This window comes from Flavobacterium sp. GCM10022190, from assembly GCF_042656445.1.
GTDB lineage: Bacteria > Bacteroidota > Bacteroidia > Flavobacteriales > Flavobacteriaceae > Flavobacterium > Flavobacterium nitratireducens.
The window spans coordinates 675,313-694,244 of sequence record NZ_JBHSOQ010000003.1; the positions used below are offsets into that span (position 1 = coordinate 675,313).

At 32.8% G+C, this 18,932-nt stretch carries 17 protein-coding genes and 1 tRNA gene; 9 read left to right on the forward strand and 9 right to left on the reverse strand.

Translation table 11 applies throughout. The features are described from left to right. The first annotated feature begins 7 nt into the window (after positions 1-7). The 3 genes from ACFPTQ_RS12885 to ACFPTQ_RS12895 are packed head-to-tail and all read left to right on the forward strand — an operon-like array spanning position 8 to position 2,762. The gene (locus tag ACFPTQ_RS12885; RefSeq protein ID WP_278036073.1) at positions 8-346 is read left to right on the forward strand and encodes a PadR family transcriptional regulator; all 339 of its coding nucleotides are present in this window, start codon (positions 8-10) and stop codon (positions 344-346) included. After that, entirely contained in the window at positions 343-2,034 is a 1,692-nt protein-coding gene (locus ACFPTQ_RS12890) for a PspC domain-containing protein (RefSeq protein ID WP_379777939.1), read from the forward strand. The genes ACFPTQ_RS12885 and ACFPTQ_RS12890 overlap by 4 nt, the downstream gene beginning before the upstream one ends. A 2-nt stretch (positions 2,035-2,036) precedes the next feature. Continuing rightward, positions 2,037-2,762, forward strand: a complete 726-nt coding sequence (locus tag ACFPTQ_RS12895) for a head GIN domain-containing protein (RefSeq protein WP_379777940.1) — start codon at positions 2,037-2,039, stop codon at positions 2,760-2,762. A gap of 249 nt (positions 2,763-3,011) precedes the next feature. On the opposite strand, the gene ACFPTQ_RS12900 is transcribed toward ACFPTQ_RS12895, so the two are convergent. From ACFPTQ_RS12900 to ACFPTQ_RS12920, 5 genes are all read right to left on the reverse strand, one after another. Beyond that, entirely contained in the window at positions 3,012-5,375 is a 2,364-nt protein-coding gene (locus ACFPTQ_RS12900; protein WP_379777941.1) for a DUF2309 domain-containing protein, read from the reverse strand. A 14-nt stretch (positions 5,376-5,389) separates the two neighbouring features. After that, complete coding sequence (locus tag ACFPTQ_RS12905) at positions 5,390-6,847, reverse strand: proton-conducting transporter membrane subunit (RefSeq protein WP_379777942.1); 1,458 nt, start codon at positions 6,845-6,847, stop codon at positions 5,390-5,392. A gap of 29 nt (positions 6,848-6,876) precedes the next feature. Further along, positions 6,877-7,203, reverse strand: coding sequence for a hypothetical protein (locus ACFPTQ_RS12910; RefSeq protein ID WP_379777943.1), 327 nt, complete (start codon positions 7,201-7,203; stop codon positions 6,877-6,879). Between the two features lie 277 nt (positions 7,204-7,480). Further along, the gene (gene trxB, locus ACFPTQ_RS12915) at positions 7,481-8,431 is read right to left on the reverse strand and encodes a thioredoxin-disulfide reductase (RefSeq protein ID WP_278036079.1); all 951 of its coding nucleotides are present in this window, start codon (positions 8,429-8,431) and stop codon (positions 7,481-7,483) included. Between the two features lie 141 nt (positions 8,432-8,572). Further along, positions 8,573-8,650: transfer RNA gene (locus ACFPTQ_RS12920), tRNA-Pro, on the reverse strand. 199 nt (positions 8,651-8,849) lie between these two features. Here ACFPTQ_RS12920 and ACFPTQ_RS12925 point away from each other — a divergent pair. The 6 genes from ACFPTQ_RS12925 to ACFPTQ_RS12950 all read left to right on the forward strand — a co-directional run bounded on the left by ACFPTQ_RS12925 (position 8,850) and on the right by ACFPTQ_RS12950 (position 14,224). Continuing rightward, on the forward strand, positions 8,850-9,620 hold the full coding sequence (locus ACFPTQ_RS12925) for a ParA family protein (RefSeq protein ID WP_379777944.1): 771 nt from the start codon (positions 8,850-8,852) through the stop codon (positions 9,618-9,620). A 6-nt stretch (positions 9,621-9,626) separates the two neighbouring features. After that, entirely contained in the window at positions 9,627-10,526 is a 900-nt protein-coding gene (locus ACFPTQ_RS12930; protein ID WP_379777945.1) for a ParB/RepB/Spo0J family partition protein, read from the forward strand. After that, positions 10,526-11,083, forward strand: a complete 558-nt coding sequence (locus ACFPTQ_RS12935; RefSeq protein ID WP_379777946.1) for a DUF5683 domain-containing protein — start codon at positions 10,526-10,528, stop codon at positions 11,081-11,083. The genes ACFPTQ_RS12930 and ACFPTQ_RS12935 overlap by 1 nt, the downstream gene beginning before the upstream one ends. 53 nt (positions 11,084-11,136) lie before the next feature. Further along, positions 11,137-11,838 (forward strand): 4-hydroxy-tetrahydrodipicolinate reductase, encoded by a 702-nt coding sequence (dapB, locus tag ACFPTQ_RS12940; RefSeq protein ID WP_379777947.1) that lies wholly within the window; start codon positions 11,137-11,139, stop codon positions 11,836-11,838. Positions 11,839-11,871: 33 nt separating this feature from the next. Next, positions 11,872-13,458 (forward strand): signal peptidase I, encoded by a 1,587-nt coding sequence (gene lepB / locus ACFPTQ_RS12945; RefSeq protein ID WP_379777948.1) that lies wholly within the window; start codon positions 11,872-11,874, stop codon positions 13,456-13,458. Positions 13,459-13,603: 145 nt separating this feature from the next. After that, positions 13,604-14,224 (forward strand): WbqC family protein, encoded by a 621-nt coding sequence (locus ACFPTQ_RS12950; protein ID WP_379777949.1) that lies wholly within the window; start codon positions 13,604-13,606, stop codon positions 14,222-14,224. Positions 14,225-14,250: 26 nt separating this feature from the next. On the opposite strand, the gene ACFPTQ_RS12955 is transcribed toward ACFPTQ_RS12950, so the two are convergent. From ACFPTQ_RS12955 to mutL, 4 genes are read right to left on the reverse strand one after another with little or no spacing between them, the layout of a single operon-like run. Further along, a complete protein-coding gene (locus tag ACFPTQ_RS12955; protein WP_379777950.1) occupies positions 14,251-15,297 on the reverse strand; it encodes an endonuclease/exonuclease/phosphatase family protein in 1,047 nt (348 codons plus the stop codon). A 43-nt stretch (positions 15,298-15,340) separates the two neighbouring features. Continuing rightward, positions 15,341-16,213, reverse strand: a complete 873-nt coding sequence (locus ACFPTQ_RS12960; protein WP_379777951.1) for a rhomboid family intramembrane serine protease — start codon at positions 16,211-16,213, stop codon at positions 15,341-15,343. Between the two features lie 34 nt (positions 16,214-16,247). Beyond that, on the reverse strand, positions 16,248-16,994 hold the full coding sequence (locus ACFPTQ_RS12965) for a rhomboid family intramembrane serine protease (protein WP_379777952.1): 747 nt from the start codon (positions 16,992-16,994) through the stop codon (positions 16,248-16,250). Next, complete coding sequence (gene mutL, locus ACFPTQ_RS12970; RefSeq protein WP_379777953.1) at positions 16,991-18,889, reverse strand: DNA mismatch repair endonuclease MutL; 1,899 nt, start codon at positions 18,887-18,889, stop codon at positions 16,991-16,993. Before mutL ends, ACFPTQ_RS12965 begins: the two co-directional genes overlap by 4 nt. Between the last annotated feature and the right edge of the window lie 43 nt (positions 18,890-18,932).

Here is an 18,932-nt window from a genome sequence, read left to right on the forward strand (position 1 = left end):
AAAAATCATGAACATTGAAAACACAAAAGCCCAGATGCGTAAAGGTGTTCTCGAGTTTTGCATCTTATCTGTCTTAAAAAAACAAGATGCCTATACCTCCGAAATATTAGAAACATTAAAAAACGCAAAATTATTAGTGGTCGAAGGAACAATTTATCCTTTACTAACACGATTGAAAAACGATGGATTACTCAACTATCGATGGGAAGAAAGCACTTCCGGTCCACCCAGAAAATACTATGGCCTCACACAGGATGGACATACTTTTTTAGAAGAACTAAATGGTACTTGGACTGAATTATCCAATGCCGTAAATCTAATCACAAACCAAACAACAGAGTCATGAATAAAACTGTAAACATAAATTTAGGCGGTATGTTTTTTCATATTGATGAAGATGCATATCAAAAACTATCACGCTATTTTGACGCAATTAAACGTTCCCTTTCTAATTCATCAGGACAGGATGAAATTATTAAAGATATTGAAATGAGAATTGCCGAATTGTTGAATGAAAAGCAAATTAGCGATAAACATGTAGTAGGTTTAAAAGAAGTTGACGAAATTATCTCGATTATGGGTCAACCTGAAGACTATATCATAGAAGAGGAACCTAATACGACTAAAAACCAACAAACGAATACTACTGCAAATTACAGAACTAAAAAACTATATCGTGATAGCGAAAAAGGAATGATTGGTGGTGTTGCATCAGGATTAGGTCATTATTTTGGCATTGATGTAGTTTGGATAAGAGTTGTATTGGTTTTGTTAATATTTGCAGGATTTGGTACTGGAATTATTGCGTACATCATACTTTGGATAGTAACGCCAGAAGCCCGTACTACATCAGAAAAACTAGAAATGACGGGGGAACCAGTCAATATTTCAAACATTGAAAAAAAAGTAAGAGAGGAATTTGAATCGGTTTCAGAAAAATTCAAAAATGCCGATTATGATAAATATGGGAATCAAATAAAAAATGGAGCTAATAAAGTTGGAAATTCACTAGGAAATTTCATCATGAGCCTATTAGGAATTATTGCCAAAGTACTAGGAGTATCGTTAATAATTTCAGGTTTAGCCGTTCTAACTATTTTATTAATTGGAATATTCACCTTAGGGACAAATACCTTTATAGATTTTCCATGGGAAAGCTTTGTTGAAAAAGGAAATTTTACTGATTTCCCTTTATGGGCATTAGGAGTGTTAATGTTTTTTGCAGCTGGAATTCCGTTCTTTTTCCTTACGCTATTAGGCTTTAAACTATTATCACCTAACACTAATTCAATTGGTCCTATAGGTAAATATACTTTACTTGCGTTATGGATAATTTCTATTGCTCTGGTTATCTCTTTAAGTATTAGGCAGGCTTCTGCTTTTGCAAAAGATGGCCGAATTGTTGAAAAACAAACGATTACTATTTCACCGAAAGATACTTTGGTTATCAAGTTCAAACATAACGACTATTATGCAAAAGACATTTATGACCGTGCCGAATTTAGAATAACTACCGATTCTACCAACAATGATATTATTTATTCAAATGAAGTTCGTTTTGAAATAAAGAAATCAAATGAAAATTACAGCTATATCCAAATTGGAAAAGAAGCCAGTGGAAAATCCTTATCAGAAGCCCGAAATAATGCTGATAAAATTCGCTACGGTTATAGAATAATTGGAAACCAAATTATTTTTGATAATTATTTAATTACCGATTTAAAAAACAAACTTAGAGATCAACATGTTGAAATAATTCTTTTCTTAACCGAAGGAACCATTTTTAAAATGGACGAATCGGCGCAAGATTACGACCGCTCAAACGATGATTTTTTCAACCTCAATTATGATGCTTTCGAGCCGATTTATATCATTGGACAATTAGAAGCAAAATGTTTAAACTGCCCTGATGAAGATAAGGATGAAGAAGAAATAAATGTAGAAAACCAAACAATCGACACGATTGTTAATTCGAACAAAGAAATTAAAGAATTGAAAATTAACAAAGACGGTATAATCATAAAAACCAATTAATTATGCTAAGAACTTTTAAACATAGTTTACTATTTTTCAGTGTCCTTTTGTTATTTTCTTGCAAAGACATAAATCATTTTACAATTGAAGGTAATGGCACTATTACTACTCAAAAAAGAGCGATAAATGAAAGTTTTAATAGTATAGAAACCAGTAACGGAATTGAAGTTATTGTCGAACAAGCAAAGAATTCATCGGTCAAAGTAGAAACGGATGAAAACCTTCAAGACCACATTGAGACTAAAGTTGAAAATGGAGTACTGGTAATAAGCCACAAAAATGGAAGTTATACTAGTTCACACAAACAAAAAGTTTATGTAACCAATCCAACTTTTGAAGAACTTTCCGCTAATAGTGCTGCCACCATTAGAACAAAAGGAAACATCAAAGGAAATAATTTAAGTTTAAATACTTCAAGTGCTGCAAAAATAGAAGCTGAACTATCCATAGACAATATAAAAGCTAATAGCAGTAGTGCAAGTATGATTATCATTAAAGGACTGGCTTTAAATCTTGATACCGAATCCTCAAGTGGTAGCACTATAAATGCCGAAGAATTACTAGCTAATAATATCGTTGCCGAAACATCTAGTGGTTCAAAAACCATTGTTCATCCGAAGGTAAATTTAGAAGCTGATGCCAGCAGCGGAAGCAAAATTGAATACAAAAACAAACCAAAACATATTGATATAAATACTAGTTCTGGTGGAAGTATTCAAGAAAATTAAGCCCGAATTAATCATTGGAAGTTATGATAATATGACACCAATGATTCCATGAGGGCTGAGCCCGATTTAGGAAATCTTCACTGTTTTTTCTAAAACATTAATTAGATTTACTTTTTAGATGCCGCAATTTCTAATACGGAATTTGAGTTAACGATTTTAGTAGTAAACAACATAAAAAGGAGCTTTACGCTCCTTTTTATGTTTATCAATTATTTAGAATTACTTTCAAAATTATTATCCTAAAAACGCTTAACAAAAGGCTTCTACGGTTTGTATTTCTTCTTTAGACATTACAATTTCTTCTTTAAAATCTAATTCCCATCTATCTAAGCCTTTGTATTTATACAACTGATTATTTTGAGTTGGATCAAGAACCATTAGATAAATCCATTTATTATCTAATAAATTTTTCAAATTTGAATTTCGATTCAAAATGTCTTGAATTCTATTTATTGGAGCGTGAATAATTACAGAAAGCCTAAGTGGTTTATGGTAAATTTGCGCATCATTCGAAAATAAAGATTGAATAGGTAATCCCATTTTTAAATCGCCTCCATTACCTTGGACTACACCAAATTTACCCGTAACATTATGGGTTATTTTAGTTCCGCCGCCAAATCTTTGATTGTCTACCGAAGAAAAGTAATAATGATTATTAATCCATTGTGTAACCACCATTGGACCTTGCATAATTCCTTCCAGCGCTTTTCCTGAAGTATCTAGTTTCCAATTGTACGAATGTAAAAAACTGCGACTTTCAAGATTCGAATTTACAGTAAGTTCTCTTGAGCCTACTACAAAAGCGGCATTTCTAGCTAAGCCCCATTCAGGTCTTGTGATACTCCAGTTGCTTGCTCTATTAAAAACTTCTGAAAGTGATGCCTTTTCTGATTCTAACCTTTCTGAAATAGCATCTAATTGCGCTTGTTTCAGATTATTTTTGATTCTTTTTAGCGCTTCACTATAAAAAGAAGGAGTATTAGCATCAAAAAGTAGAATTTCATCGGTTGTAGTATTATGCTCTGCTCCTATAAAAATGGTGTAATCTGGAATTAATATTTGGTGCTGCGCTGCCAATTGTTTTCTAACTTCTTTCGAATTAGCCAAACTAGCTAACATTCTAGCATTATGTCTACCTGGACTTGCGGCACAAGCTCCACAATCTAGACTTGAACTAAAAGGGTTGTTTGCAGAATGACTACCATGCCCTACAAATAATACTATGGGTGCAAATTGTTCCCAACCCATCAACATAAATGCCGATTTCACAATAGCAACCTTTTCATCAAGAGAAATAGTTATATCAATATCATTTTTAATGAGTTCTGGCTTAAAAATGGACTCAACACTATTATTTTCTTTTAATGAATACTGGTATTCAAATTTAGAAAACAAGGATCTTTTTACAATTTTAAAACCATACACCAAACCAGATCCCTCCACAAAACCAAAAGCTGAAGGCAACATGTTTTTCATTCTTTTCAAAAAATGATTCGAAAACTTGGCGTATTTCTTTTTCTTTTTAAAATCTTTATGAGCTTCGTTATTACCTTCTCGTACTACTTCACAAGCTGTATAGGCCGAATTCACAATTGGAGGGCAAGCTTTTCTAACAATATTGTCTTTTGGATCCAAATAATCCATGGCAATTCCAAAAAAACCAGCATAACCAAATGTCTCATAATTTCCATTTGCCTCAACATGTCTTCGTATCAATTCTGACCTAGTATCGATGCAAAAAACCATTTGAGCATCAACAACTTTAGTTTCCTTTGTCGTTTGTTCGGCTGAATTTTTGCTCAAAATTTCTTCAACTAGTTTTTTCTGTAAACTTGTCTCCCATGCTTCAAGCCACAAATATTTTAATTGAATATTTTCATCCAAACTATTTTGACTTTTATCCTCTGGTTTGATAGAAATATTTAATCTTTTACAAATCCATAATCTAACCGCCAAATAATCTTTTACACTAAGTGGAAACTCAATACTCCATTGCGTAGCGTTATCATTTCTGTATTTAATATAACCTACCCAACCAGGTAAAGCTGCGAGTTGGTTCTGAAAAATATTATTATACATTGCTTCAGGATAATCAACCAAGACCGATTTTAAAGCTTCATCACTTGTTTTAGGAATATCTTTTAATTTTAAAATACCTAATTCATCGTCATAAATAGCTAATAATCGCCAAGCAAAATAAAAGCCTTCCGATTTATAGGGCATCTCCCATTCGGCTTGTCCTTCATCTAAAAAGCTAGACAACCATTTAATCATTAAATTGTCTACTACTGCATATGAATTAGAAAGTTGCTTCTTAGCATCGGAATGTAATAACTCAAAATATTCTTCTATCTCTTTATCAAATCCATTTTCTTTTAATAGAAGTGCGAGTGTTTCTCTACAGATTTCTCCCGTTTCTAACGCTTGTTGAAAAGTACTACCTGAAGGTAAAACAGTAGCATTATAAAGTGTATTAACTTCTTTCAAAGCATTCAGAAACGATTTGTTTTCAAAACCACTTAACTGATTTGATGCTACAAAACTATATAGAGGCCAAGTCGTTCCTATAACTTTAGAAGCCTGATCGATATGTTGTTGAATATCTAAATTCATAATAATTGATTGGTTTAAATGGTTTTTCTATGAGGTTGAGACAAATTCAAAAGTTTCACATACAACCAAGGCAGCTTTTTATAAACCCCTAATTTCATAATGAAGAAACCGATAAGAAATAGTAATCCAAAAATGATTTGCGGCCATGATATTCTGGTAGGTACATCTACCATTGGCATATCCTCTAATAAATGAGTTACTCCCACATAAGTAATTGAGTATAGCCCTATCCCGAGTATAAAAAGTATTGCTGGAAATACCATTTTTTGAAAAACCGAAAAGCTTTTTTCTTTAACAATATTATAGGTAATCTGACCTACCGTTATGGCAACCACTAATGTTAAAAACAATCCACTATTTAAGGCCAAACCTTTTCCTGTCCAAGTAACAAAAAGTAAGGCTCCCATTAATCCAAAAAGAAGAACTAATATGGCTTGCAATGGTTTTATTTTTAATTGTTTAAGATCCTTTGGATTTGATTTTTGAACTTCTTCACCTGAGGACATGAACAAGTAGGCTTTATAAAATCCGTGTAAAATTAAATGGGCAACAGCTGCATTAAAAAAACCTAATCCGCATTGCATAATCATAAACCCCATCTGAGCAATGGTCGAACAAGCTAATTTTTGCTTAACATTAACTTGAATTAATTTAGTAAACTGAGCGATAACAGCCGTAAAACCACCTATAATAAACAATGTGGTCAATAAATTAGACTTAAAAAAGAGCGGAGCAAACAAGGTAAGCAATATTCCTGCTCCATTTACAAAACCAGCGTGCATTAAAGCAGAGGCTGGAGTGGGTGCAGTCATTGCAGATAACAACCATTTGTGAAAAGGATACATCGCCGATTGCACAACTGCAGCTAGAATAATACTAACTGCCGAAATGATTAAAATATATTTAGGAAAAGTAGGTATCAGCGCTACAATTTCCTCTAAGTAATATTCATTACTGTAAAAAGCCAGATTTAAAACACCGATGGTTAAAAAACAAAATCCCGTTATAAAATACTTTCTGGTATAACGCAAAGCTGCTTTCGCCTCTTTCCAATCCTTATCTATCCCAATTAGTTGCGACATTAATAAGCCCATAAGTAACCAACTGAGTAATAACACAACGATATGATTCGCTATCACAAGCATCATAACGGATAAAGTAAATACCAAACATAAAATCATGAATCGCTTTTGATACTTGAATCCTTGAAGATAATTTATAGCATACTTACTAACAATGGAGCTAAAAAAAGTTACGGTTGTCCAAATTAAAAAGCTAAAGCCATTAATTCTAAAAATATTTTCAAAATAATAGTCTTTAAAACCGTTAAAATGAATTACTAATAATGATAAACTACCTAGGAAAAGAATACTAATTATCGAAAAAATAAACTTTGGGAAAAATAAATTAGTAGTGGACTCTACCTCTTTGCTAATTGTTGAATAGATGCTATGATTAGATTTTTGATTCATCACTTATTTTTAATGCCTACTAATTTTTATTACTCGTTATCTATTGTAATTTCAACAATACTTTTAATATTTAATTGATTTACAACCCCTTTCTTTTGATTAAAAAATTGAATTAGTTTATTTTTTTGAGATTCTAATTCTTCAATTCTTTTATCAGTAGCATTAAGATCATAATCATGATTTTTTTCCCATTTTTGTAATCGAAGCTTTTTTTGAAAATTAATTTTCTCATCAATTAAATTCAAAAGAATATTAGAGGCTTCTTCACATTCAAAATCACCATTAATTAAGTCAAACTGATACTTCTCTTGTTCTTTCATTAGTAGTTCCAAATCTTGAGTTTCTAGTTTTTCCATTTTTTATTATTTTAAAATTACTATTGTGTTAAATTTTCAGGCAGCAAAATTCTAAATAAATAAGCATTAATTTTTATTTATATTTATTATACAAACCATAAATATTTTTTATATAAAGAATAATTATCTAAAAAAAAACGACCTAAAAACAATGACAATCAATCAATTAAAAACATAACACATAGAAATCGATTTAAGTTAATCTCAAAAAAAAGAGGACAAAAAAAAAGCTGTTTCGAAAAATCGAAACAGCTTTAAGCAAATTTTAAAAAAATTATTAGGCTTCTTTAGCAGCTAAATATCTTTCCGCATCTAATGCAGCCATACAACCTGTACCAGCAGCAGTAATAGCCTGACGATACACATGGTCTGCAGCATCACCTGCTACAAATACACCTGCCACATTAGTTTTAGCAGTTCCAGGCGTATTAATAATGTAACCCGTTTCATCTAAGTTTAGGTAATCTTTAAAGATATCTGTATTTGGTTTATGACCTATTGCCACAAAGAAACCTGTAGCTGGAATATCATAAACTTCCCCAGTTGTTTTATTTTTCACTTTAATCGCCTCAACTACCTGATTATCACCTAAAACTTCTACAGTATCATGGTTCATTAAAATGGTAATATTTTCCGTTTTACGTACGCGCTCTTCCATGATTTTAGAAGCTCTAAATTTCTCGCTTCTCACTAACATCGTTACTTTTTTACAAAGTTTTGATAAATAGTGCGCTTCTTCACAAGCTGAATCTCCAGCTCCAACAATTACCACTTCTTGATTTCTATAGAAAAATCCGTCACAAACAGCACAAGCAGAAACCCCACCTCCCATTTTTAAATAATGTTGTTCTGATGGTAATCCTAAATATTTAGCCGAAGCACCTGTAGAAATAATTACCGTTTCACAGTGTAATTCGATAGTATCATTAATCCAAACTTTGTGAATATCTCCAGAAAAATCAACTTTAGTAGCCCAACCATCACGGATATCCGCCCCAAAACGTTGCGCTTGCTGTTGCAACTGAATCATCATTTCAGGTCCTGTTACCCCATCAACATAACCAGGAAAATTTTCAACTTCGTTAGTTGTTGTCAATTGTCCACCTGGTTGCATTCCTTGGTATAAAACGGGATTCATATTAGCTCTTGACGCATATATTGCTGCTGTGTAACCTGCAGGTCCTGAACCTATAATAAGGCATTTAATTTTTTCAATTGTATCTGACATTTTACTATTTCTTTAAATTTTTAACAAGACAAAAATAAGTTTTTATTATTGGAATACTCCAAATAATACCATCAGTTTTTACTATTCCAAAATAGACAAACTAAAAAAGGCTGACGGAAAATTTCTTTTCTGTCAGCCTCTTGGTCGGGGTGGCAGGATTCGAACCTGCGGCCTCCTGCTCCCAAAGCAGGCGCGATAACCGGGCTACGCTACACCCCGTAACGCGGCTGCAAATATACAACACTTTTTATCTTATGCAAACATTTCATAAAAATAAATCAAAAATCTATTTTTAATAAAAAAACAGACCGTTTCGACAAATAAAAGCTCAAAATGAGGCTTTAACAAATGTTAACAAAATAGATTTTTAGAAACCATAATAAATTGTATTTTTACAGTTCAAAATTTAGATATATAAATGGGCAAAATCATTGCGATTGCTAATCAAAAAGGAGGCGTTGGAAAGACTACATCATCTGTAAATCTTGCCGCTTCCCTAGGAGTTTTAGAAAAGAAAGTATTATTAATAGATGCCGATCCTCAAGCGAATGCTAGTTCTGGTTTAGGTATTGATGTAGAAAGTGTAGAAATTGGTACTTACCAAATTCTAGAACACAGCAATACACCAAAAGAAGCAGTAGTGAAATGTTCGGCTCCAAACGTAGATGTCATTCCGGCTCACATTGACCTTGTGGCAATCGAAATCGAATTGGTAGACAAAGAAAACCGTGAATACATGCTCAAAAAAGCATTGGAAAGCGTTAAAGACGAATATGATTTTATCATAATTGACTGTGCGCCTTCACTTGGTTTACTAACTTTGAATGCATTAACAGCTGCTGATTCAGTGGTTATTCCTATCCAATGTGAGTATTTTGCCTTGGAAGGACTTGGTAAACTTCTAAATACGATTAAAAGTATCCAAAAAATCCACAATCCTGAATTAGATATTGAAGGCTTATTGCTTACTATGTACGATTCAAGATTGCGTTTATCAAACCAAGTGGTAGAAGAGGTTCAAAAACACTTCAATGATATGGTTTTTGAAACAATAATCCAACGCAATGTAAAATTAAGTGAAGCCCCAAGTTTTGGCGAAAGTATCATCAACTATGATGCAACCAGCAAAGGAGCTACTAATTATTTACACCTAGCACAGGAAATTATTAAGAAAAACGACATCCAATAATTTTTTATGACAAAAGCTATAAAAAAACAAGCCTTAGGAAGAGGATTATCTGCATTATTAAAAGACCCCGATAACGATATCAAATCTGTTGAGGACAAAAATGCCGATAAAGTTGTTGGAAATATTATTGAGCTTGAAATTGAAGCTATTGAAATAAATCCATTTCAACCTCGAAGCAATTTTAACGAAGAATCTTTAAAAGAGTTAGCTACTTCTATCAAGGAATTAGGAGTTATCCAACCTATTACTGTTAGAAAATTAGACTTTAATAAATACCAATTGATTTCTGGAGAACGTCGTTTGCGTGCTTCAAAATTAGTGGGTCTTACTACTGTACCTGCTTATATTCGTATTGCTAATGATAATGAATCTTTAGTTATGGCTTTAGTTGAAAACATTCAACGTCATGACTTAGATCCAATCGAGATTGCACTTTCGTACCAACGCTTAATGGACGAAATTCAATTAACGCAAGAGCAAATGAGTGAACGCGTAGGAAAAAAACGTTCTACGATTGCCAACTATTTACGACTTTTAAAACTAGATCCAATTATCCAAACGGGTATTCGTGATGGTTTTATTAGTATGGGTCATGGTAGAGCGATCATCAACATTGAAGATTTAGATGCTCAAACCGAAATTTATCAAAAAATTATAAGTCAGAATCTTTCCGTTCGCGACACTGAAACTTTGGTCAAAAAATATCACGAAAGTTTAAAACCAAAACCTGCAGTTAAAGAAAAGGCAGCTTCTTTTGCTATTGATGAAAGTCAAAAAAGAATTTTCAATTCCTATTTTGGGAATAATGTAGATATTAAAGTCGCCAATAATGGAAAAGGAAAAATTACAATCCCTTTCCAATCGGAACAAGATTTTAATCGAATTATCGAATTAATTAAGGGGTAGTGAGTAAATATATTTCCATAGTACTATTTCTTATCTTCTTAAGTAACACATCGGTATTAGCACAAAAAACAGCTGAAACCGCTGTTACAAAAGACACATTAAAGTCTATTGATATTGATCCTTTAACACCTGCCAAAGCGGCTTTTTATTCGGCTGTATTACCAGGTTTAGGACAAGCTTACAACAAGAAATACTGGAAAATTCCTTTGGTATATGGAGCCATAGGAACTAGTTTGTATTTTTATTTAGACAGTAATAAAAAATACCACCAATTTAGAGATGCTTATAAAAGAAGATTAGAAGGTTATACAGATGACGACTATTCCTATTTAGATGATAGCCGATTGATTGCAGGACAAAAATTTTACCAACGAAATCGAGATTTATCTTCTTTATTTGTAGTCGGTTTTTATGTCTTAAACATTATAGATGCCAATGTCGATGCGGCTTTAATGCAATTTAATGTTGACGATAAACTCTCTATAAAACCTAATGTATATCAAAACAATTTGAATTACAAAACAAATGTAGGGCTTACCCTAAACTATAATTTTTAATCAAAACAGTAAGAAGAAAACAAAACTTCTTAAAAATTTAAATACGAAGAAAAATGAAAATTGCGCTTTTAGGATACGGAAAAATGGGTCAAGTAATTGAAAGAATTGCTTTAGAAAGAGGTCATGAAATTGTTTTGAAAAAAGATGAATTCAATACCTTCGACGGACTTTCAACTGCTGATGTAGCTATTGATTTTAGCGTTCCTATGGCCGCAGTTGAAAACATTTCGGCTTGTTTTAATAATAATGTTCCTGTGGTATCGGGAACAACGGGATGGTTAGACCGTTATGACGAAATGATTGCTTTATGCAAAGAAAAAAATGGTGGTTTTATTTCAAGTTCCAACTTTAGCTTAGGGGTAAACTTATTTTTTGGTTTAAACGAATATTTAGCCAAAATGATGGCTAACATCGAAGGCTATAAGGTGACAATGGAAGAAATTCACCATATCCATAAACTAGATGCTCCTAGTGGTACTGCAATTTCATTGGCTCAAGGTGTTATTGAAAATACTAATTACAACACATGGACATTAGAAGAAGCTAAAGAAAATGAAATTCACATTGAAGCGGTTCGTACAGGCGAAGTACCAGGTACACACACTGTGACCTACGATTCAGGCATTGATAGCATCGAAATCAAACATACGGCTCACAACCGCGAAGGATTTGCTCTTGGTGCTGTAATTGCTGCTGAATGGTTAGCAGGAAAACAAGGAATCTACAGCATGAGAGATGTTCTTAATATTCAATAAGCAATCATAAATTAACTCAAATACAAAAGAATTATGGCACTATTTCAATGGTTTGTATTCTTTCTTATTATCCAAGTCGTTCATTTTTTAGGAACTTGGAAACTATACGAGGCAGCTGGAAGAAAAAAATGGGAAGCAGCAATACCAATATATAATGCTATTATCCTAATGAAAATTATCCGTCGACCTACTTGGTGGACCTTATTGCTTTTTATTCCAATCATTAATCTAATTATGTTTCCTGTAATATGGGTAGAAACACTTAGATCATTTGGAAAACGTAGTCAATTAGACACTCTTTTAGGAATAATTACTTGCGGATTATACATCTACTATGTCAATTATACTCAAAAACTAGCCTACCAAAAAGATAGAAGTTTACAACCCGCAACCAAAACTGCAGATACTATTAGTTCGCTATTATTTGCTATTATTGTGGCTACTTTTGTACACACCTATTTTGTACAACCCTACACTATTCCAACTTCTTCATTAGAAAAATCATTATTAATAGGTGATTTTCTTTTTGTGAGCAAAGTAAACTACGGAGCTCGTGTTCCCATGACTACTGTAGCTTTACCGATGGTGCATGATACTATTCCATTTCTAAAAAGAAAATCATATTTAAGCTTCCCGCAACTTCCTTATTTTAGATTACCTGGTATTGAAGATAAAATCAAACGTACTGACATCGTGGTATTTAACTGGCCGGTAGATACTGTCCATTATTTCTTTGAACCAAAAGGGAGACCAGGTGTAATAAAACCTATCGATAAGGAATCAAATTATGTAAAAAGATGTGTTGCTATCCCAGGAGATAGTTTATCTATTAAAGAAGGTATAATCTATATCAACGGAAAAGTGTTAGAACTACCTGAACGTGCTAAACCACAATTCTCCTATAAAATAGTACGAGATATCAATATTCCTATTGATATTAATGCTATTATCAAAGAACTAGATATTACAGATGGAATTAATTATGTTAGTCCACAACAAGACACTATAGGAATTGCAGCATTGACCTCTGAAAATGTAGAAAAAATTAAAAAATATCCAGGAATAAAAGCTGTCATTCGCAATATTTCAAATATTCCAGAAAATGGAGCTTACAGCGTATTCCCTCATAATGTTGACTGGAATCGAGACAATTACGGACCGATTTATATTCCTGAAAAAGGAAAAACAGTAGCTCTTACTTTAGAAAGCTTGCCGTTTTATCAAAGAATCATCACCTCATACGAAAAAGATGATAATGGAAATCCAAATGAATTAAAAGTAACTGGAAATGAAATTCGTTTGAATGGTAAAGTGGTAAATAGCTACACCTTCAAACAAAACTATTACTGGATGATGGGTGACAACCGTCATAATTCTGAAGATAGCCGTTATTGGGGTTACGTTCCTGAAGATCATATTGTAGGTAAACCTGTTTTCATCTGGATGAGTTTAGATCCTAATGGAAAAGGCTTAAACAAAGTGCGTTGGGACAGAGTTTTCACAACCGTTAGTGGCGAAGGTCAACCACAATCTCATTTCAAAATATTCTTAATCTTATTAGCTGCTTTCTTTGTGGGAGATTATTTTTGGAAGAAAAGAAAAGCAAAAACAGATATCTAATCAAACATAGATAAAACCTCATATTTTTTGCCACAGATTACTAGGATTTATACAGATTAATCTGTTCTTAATCTTTTTAATCTGTGGCAAAAAAATATAAAATGAATTCAAAAAACATAGATTTAACTATTTCACGCTGGTACAAATGAAAACCTTACTACATCCATCCTATTTCCCTTCGATTAGCCATTTTGTAGCTTTACTACAAGCCAAAAGCATCGTATTTGAAATGGAAGATAATTTTCAGAAACAAACCAATAGAAATCGCACTTATATCTATAGTCCAAATGGAATCCAACTCTTGAATATTCCAATTAAACATTCTAAGACAAGCCATCAAAAAACAAAAGACATTCAGATAGAAAACGATTTTGACTGGCAAAAACAGCATTTTAAATCCCTTGAAGCTGCTTATCGAAGTTCGCCATTTTTTGAATTTTTCGAAGATGATTTTATTCCTTTTTTCGAAAAGAAACATCGCTTTTTAATGGATATGAATTTTGAAGTTTTAGAGCTGATTTCGAAATGCATGCGAACCAAATTTAACTTTGAAACCACCACAGAATATTTTCATGAAGTAGATCAAAATACGTTGGATTATCGTTATCTGGTAAATGGAAAAAAAGACAAGTCTGTATTCGAACCTTATACTCAGGTTTTTGATGATAAGTTTGGTTTTATTAACAACCTAAGTATTCTGGATTTACTATTTAACGAAGGGAAATTCACAGTTGACTACTTAAAATCCCAGAAACTAATTCTGTAATTTATCATAAAATAGTTTATAAATTACTACTCCATCGATAACTTAGCCATTATAGGAAAGTGATCCGAATTGTCGAATTCAGGAAAAGTCTCAAATTTTTTAACTTGCATTTTTCTATCAGCAAAGATGTAATCTATTCGGGCAGGGTAATATTTAAAACGATAGGTTTGTCCAAATCCTTTTCCAGCCTCCTCAAAGGAATCTCGTAGCCTCCCCTTTATAATACGATACACATAAGAGAAAGCACTATTGTTCATATCCCCGCAAATAATAACAGGATATTCACATTCTTTTAAATTTTCTTTTAAAATTTCTGCTTGTTGCTGTTGTTGTTTAAAAGCTTTGCTAATTCGCATAAACATAGCTTGTGATTTTTCTTTATCAATCACATCAATATTATCTGAAATCTCATTGACATCAGGTGAAATTTTAATGGATTGTAAGTGCATATTGTACACTCTAATAATATCTTTTCCTCGTTTAATATCCGCATAAACAACGTTATTATTCGAATTTGGAAAAACAATTTTACCCTGATCTAATATTGGATATTTTGAAAAAATAGCCTGCCCTGTTTTAATTTGGTCACCATCCATAAATATCGTGCGATGTGGATAGACTTTTAGATCTATGTGAGCCGAATTAGAATATTCTTGAACACATAAAATATCAGGATTTTTATCATTGATAAAGGCTAAAATCGTTTCTGGAATATCAGCCTTATCTTGCCATTTAAACAAATTAAACAGCCGAACATTATAACTCATTACCACAAAGTCGTTCTCGCTTTCTGTGTATTCTTTAGTAGTGAATTTATAAAACTTATTTATAAATGTAATTCCAATTAAAAGCACTAAACCAGACAACATCATTCTTTTTTTAAATTGCAATCCCCAATACAAGAAAAAGAAAGCATTCAAAATGAAAAAAACAGGCATGAATAAGGTTACTACCGATAATAACGGAAAAATTTTAGGTGCCAAAAAGGGCAACACATAAGCGATAAAAGTAACGACTATGAGGATAATGTTTAAAACAAACATCCCTCTGTTGAACCACGAAAGATTTTTCATTTTATTTTATTTAATGTCCAAAGTCCCCACAAACTTCAAACCATTATTTACCTGATTTGAATAAAAAATCCTTCTCCTCTTTTGTTAAACTATCATAACCCGACTGACTAATTTTATCTAAAATTTCATCAATTTGTTGCTGTGTTTTATCTTTTGTAATTATTCTAGAAGTAGTGCGTTGCTCTACTGGTCTATTGTAATTTTTATGTACTTTTTTAAACGGTGTTGCTGGTGTCGTTCTAAAACCATTAGCAAAAAAATCGATGATTTTAGTAACAACAACACTCATATCGGTTCCATTTTGCAGCGTTTTAATATAAATATATCCAAATAAAGCACCAGCCAAATGTGAAATATGACCTCCCATATTATCCAAACGGAGCTGCATCAAATCTAGTATCAATAAAACGGCTGTAATATGCCATAATTTTACCCTACCTATCAATAACAATCTAACTTCCATTAAGGGCTGATAAGTAGTTACAGCCATTAAAACAGCCATTATTGCTGCCGAAGCACCAACAATAGGGGCAACTATATTCATTAGAAAATAACTAGCCATAAAAATTAGACCTGCAAATACTGCACCCAATAAATACAAACCAAAAAACTGTTTTTGTGTAAAAAAGGTTAAAAACAATTGGCTAGCAAAATTAAGCACCAACATATTAAATAAAATATGAAAAAAATCAAAATGGAAGAAAGCATAACTAATAAACGACCAAGGTTTCCACAACAAATCGGCTGGATTAGATGACAAACTAACATAAGGTAGTATCGCAATATCCACACTAAAAATTTTTAAAATCCCAGGTACAACAAAGGAAATTAAGAAACAGGCAATATTCCAATAAATCAACCTATGAGCGATTCCTCCCAATTTATATTGCTGTTTTAAGTCGTCTAAAATATTCATTCTTATTCCTTATAGTTAATAGATATGCAATAAATTAATTCCAACGGTTGCTATTAAACTGATTTTTTTTCCAATACCACATAATCAAAAACCCAAACAATGCACCACCAACATGCGCAAAATGAGCAATTCCTGCTCCTCCAAAAATTGATTGTCCAGATACACCCAAATATAAATCTATTAAAACCAAACCAGGTACAAAATATTTTGCCTTAATTGGAACAGGAATAAACATCAAAGCCAATTCTGCATTCGGGAACATAAATGCAAAAGCAACAACAATTCCGTAAATAGCACCAGAAGCACCAACTACAGTACCTGCAAAAGCTTCTATAAAATTTTGATATTCTGATGGTGATAATATAGTTTGCCAAGCTGTATTAATCTGCCCTTGATTTAATAGCTTCAATATTTCCGTTTTTTGAAAACCATTCTCTCCTAATATTTTTATAGCATCATTAAAATAATAATAATTGATTCCTGTATGCAACAAAGCCGCGCCTAAACCACAAGAAATATAAAAGAACAAAAACTTTTGACTTCCCCAAAAGTGCTCTAATGCCGAACCAAATGAAAAAAGAGCAAACATATTAAAGAAAATATGCATGAATCCTCCATGCATAAACATATGTGATAGGATTTGCCAACCATGAAAATTTTGATTTTCTGGAAAATACATTGCCAACATCTGATAAGCAGGATCTCCTACTATCAATGTTCCAACAAAAAATAGAATATTAATTATTATCAGTTGTTTTACCGTTTCGGTTACATTCATCATATTGCAAATTTTTTATCTATATCTTCCACACGCATCGTAATGAAAGTAGGTTTCTGAAAAGGAGAAACATTAGGATCTTTGCAAGCAAAAAGTCCATTAACTAAATTCTCCTGTTCTTTTATTGTTAAACTCGTTCCTGTTTTTACCGCCAAACTCTTCGCCATCGACTTAGCAATACTATCATTTTGACTAAAGCTATTCTCAGGAATTCCTTCTTGTAAATCACTTAATAATTGTTCTAAAACCATCGAAACTTCACTTTCGGTAACATTAACTGGTATTCCTGAAATCACGACATGTTCATCTGTCGTTTCTTCAAAAACAAAACCTGTATTGGCTAACGATAATTTCAATTCGGCTATTAATTCCATTTCGCTCGACGAAAAATACAAATTAAGAGGGAACAACAATTGCTGGCTCGAGGCTTGATGCACCGTCATATTAGCTAAAAATTGCTCATACAACACCCTTTGATGCGCTCGCTGTTGATCCACAATAACCATTCCTGATTTTATAGGCGAAACAATATATTTTTTATGAATTTGATATACCTGTTGTACACTGTGTTCTACGTCTTCATCATTAAACAATGAAGCCGTAACTTCTTCGCTTTCAAAAGAAATTTCGGCACTTTCTATAGGAAATGCTTCTTGCTCTTGTTTCAATCCAACATACAAACTTTCCCAACTGGCAGTTGCTGCTGGTTTTTTATAATTGGAATAAGAACTGGAACTTGAACTTCCAGAACTTGAAGCCGCATAATGCTTGTTCACCTTATCATCTGCAAAAGGATTAAATGTACTATCTACCTGAATGGTAGGTGTTACGGCATCCATATCTTTATCCTTGTAATGATAAGGAGTATCTAAATTAGCATCACGATCAAAATCTAAAACAGGAGCTACATTAAATTGCCCCAAACTATGTTTGATAGAAGCCCTTAAAATAGCATACAAAGCACTTTCGTCATCAAATTTAATTTCTGTTTTAGTGGGATGGATATTAATATCAATAGTATTCGCAGGAACGGTTAAATACAAGAAATAACTTGGCTGTGTACCTTCTTTCAATAATCCGTCATAAGCAGCCATAACCGCATGATGCAAATAGCCACTTTTTATAAATCGGTCATTGACAAAGAAAAACTGCTCTCCTCTATTTTTTTTAGCAAATTCTGGTTTGCTTACAAATCCTTGAATGGAAACAATCTCCGTATCTTCTTGTACAGGCACTAATTTTTCATTGGTTTTACCCGAAAAAACATTAACCACACGTTGTCTTAAGGTCGAAATGGGCAAATTAAACATTTCGCTTCCATTATGATAAAACGTAAAATGAATATTCGGATGTGCCAAAGCCACACGCTGAAATTCATCAATAATATGACGGTATTCCACCGTATCTGATTTCAGGAAATTGCGTCGGGCTGGTATATTGAAAAACAAATTTTTAACAGCAAATGAAGTGCCTTGTGGCAATACTGCCGATTCTTGAGAAACAAATTTACTTCCTTCGATAACAATTTGCGTTCCCAATTCTTCCTGAGCTTGTTTGGTTTTCATTTCTACATGAGCAATCGCAGCAATAGATGCTAAAGCTTCTCCACGAAAACCTTTCGTATGCAAGCTAAACAAGTCTTCAGCATGACGAATTTTTGAAGTTGCATGACGGGCAAAACACAAACGGGCGTCAGTTACATTCATTCCTACTCCATTATCAATTACCTGAACCAAAGATTTGCCAGCATCTTTGATAATCAATTTGATATCTGTTGATTTAGCATCTACTGCGTTTTCAAGTAACTCTTTCACCACCGAAGCAGGTCTTTGAACCACTTCTCCAGCAGCGATTTGGTTAGCAACATGATCAGGAAGTAATTGGATGATACTCGACATTTTCTTTGTATTCGGTTTAGCGTAATTAGCAATTCAGAAGATA

Bases quoted from the DNA above. Each gene is read 5' to 3' on its own strand.
- lepB (WP_379777948.1), top strand. From the start codon at position 11,872: ATGGCACTATTTCAATGGTTTGTATTCTTTCTTATTATCCAAGTCGTT.
- mutL (WP_379777953.1), bottom strand. From the start codon at position 18,889: ATGTCGAGTATCATCCAATTACTTCCTGATCATGTTGCTAACCAAATC.
- ACFPTQ_RS12885 (WP_278036073.1), top strand. From the start codon at position 8: ATGAACATTGAAAACACAAAAGCCCAGATGCGTAAAGGTGTTCTCGAG.
- ACFPTQ_RS12930 (WP_379777945.1), top strand. From the start codon at position 9,627: ATGACAAAAGCTATAAAAAAACAAGCCTTAGGAAGAGGATTATCTGCA.
- ACFPTQ_RS12905 (WP_379777942.1), bottom strand. From the start codon at position 6,847: ATGAATCAAAAATCTAATCATAGCATCTATTCAACAATTAGCAAAGAG.
- ACFPTQ_RS12925 (WP_379777944.1), top strand. From the start codon at position 8,850: ATGGGCAAAATCATTGCGATTGCTAATCAAAAAGGAGGCGTTGGAAAG.
- ACFPTQ_RS12895 (WP_379777940.1), top strand. From the start codon at position 2,037: ATGCTAAGAACTTTTAAACATAGTTTACTATTTTTCAGTGTCCTTTTG.
- ACFPTQ_RS12960 (WP_379777951.1), bottom strand. From the start codon at position 16,213: ATGAATATTTTAGACGACTTAAAACAGCAATATAAATTGGGAGGAATC.
- ACFPTQ_RS12950 (WP_379777949.1), top strand. From the start codon at position 13,604: ATGAAAACCTTACTACATCCATCCTATTTCCCTTCGATTAGCCATTTT.
- dapB (WP_379777947.1), top strand. From the start codon at position 11,137: ATGAAAATTGCGCTTTTAGGATACGGAAAAATGGGTCAAGTAATTGAA.
- ACFPTQ_RS12910 (WP_379777943.1), bottom strand. From the start codon at position 7,203: ATGGAAAAACTAGAAACTCAAGATTTGGAACTACTAATGAAAGAACAA.
- ACFPTQ_RS12955 (WP_379777950.1), bottom strand. From the start codon at position 15,297: ATGAAAAATCTTTCGTGGTTCAACAGAGGGATGTTTGTTTTAAACATT.
- ACFPTQ_RS12900 (WP_379777941.1), bottom strand. From the start codon at position 5,375: ATGAATTTAGATATTCAACAACATATCGATCAGGCTTCTAAAGTTATA.
- ACFPTQ_RS12965 (WP_379777952.1), bottom strand. From the start codon at position 16,994: ATGATGAATGTAACCGAAACGGTAAAACAACTGATAATAATTAATATT.
- trxB (WP_278036079.1), bottom strand. From the start codon at position 8,431: ATGTCAGATACAATTGAAAAAATTAAATGCCTTATTATAGGTTCAGGA.
- ACFPTQ_RS12890 (WP_379777939.1), top strand. From the start codon at position 343: ATGAATAAAACTGTAAACATAAATTTAGGCGGTATGTTTTTTCATATT.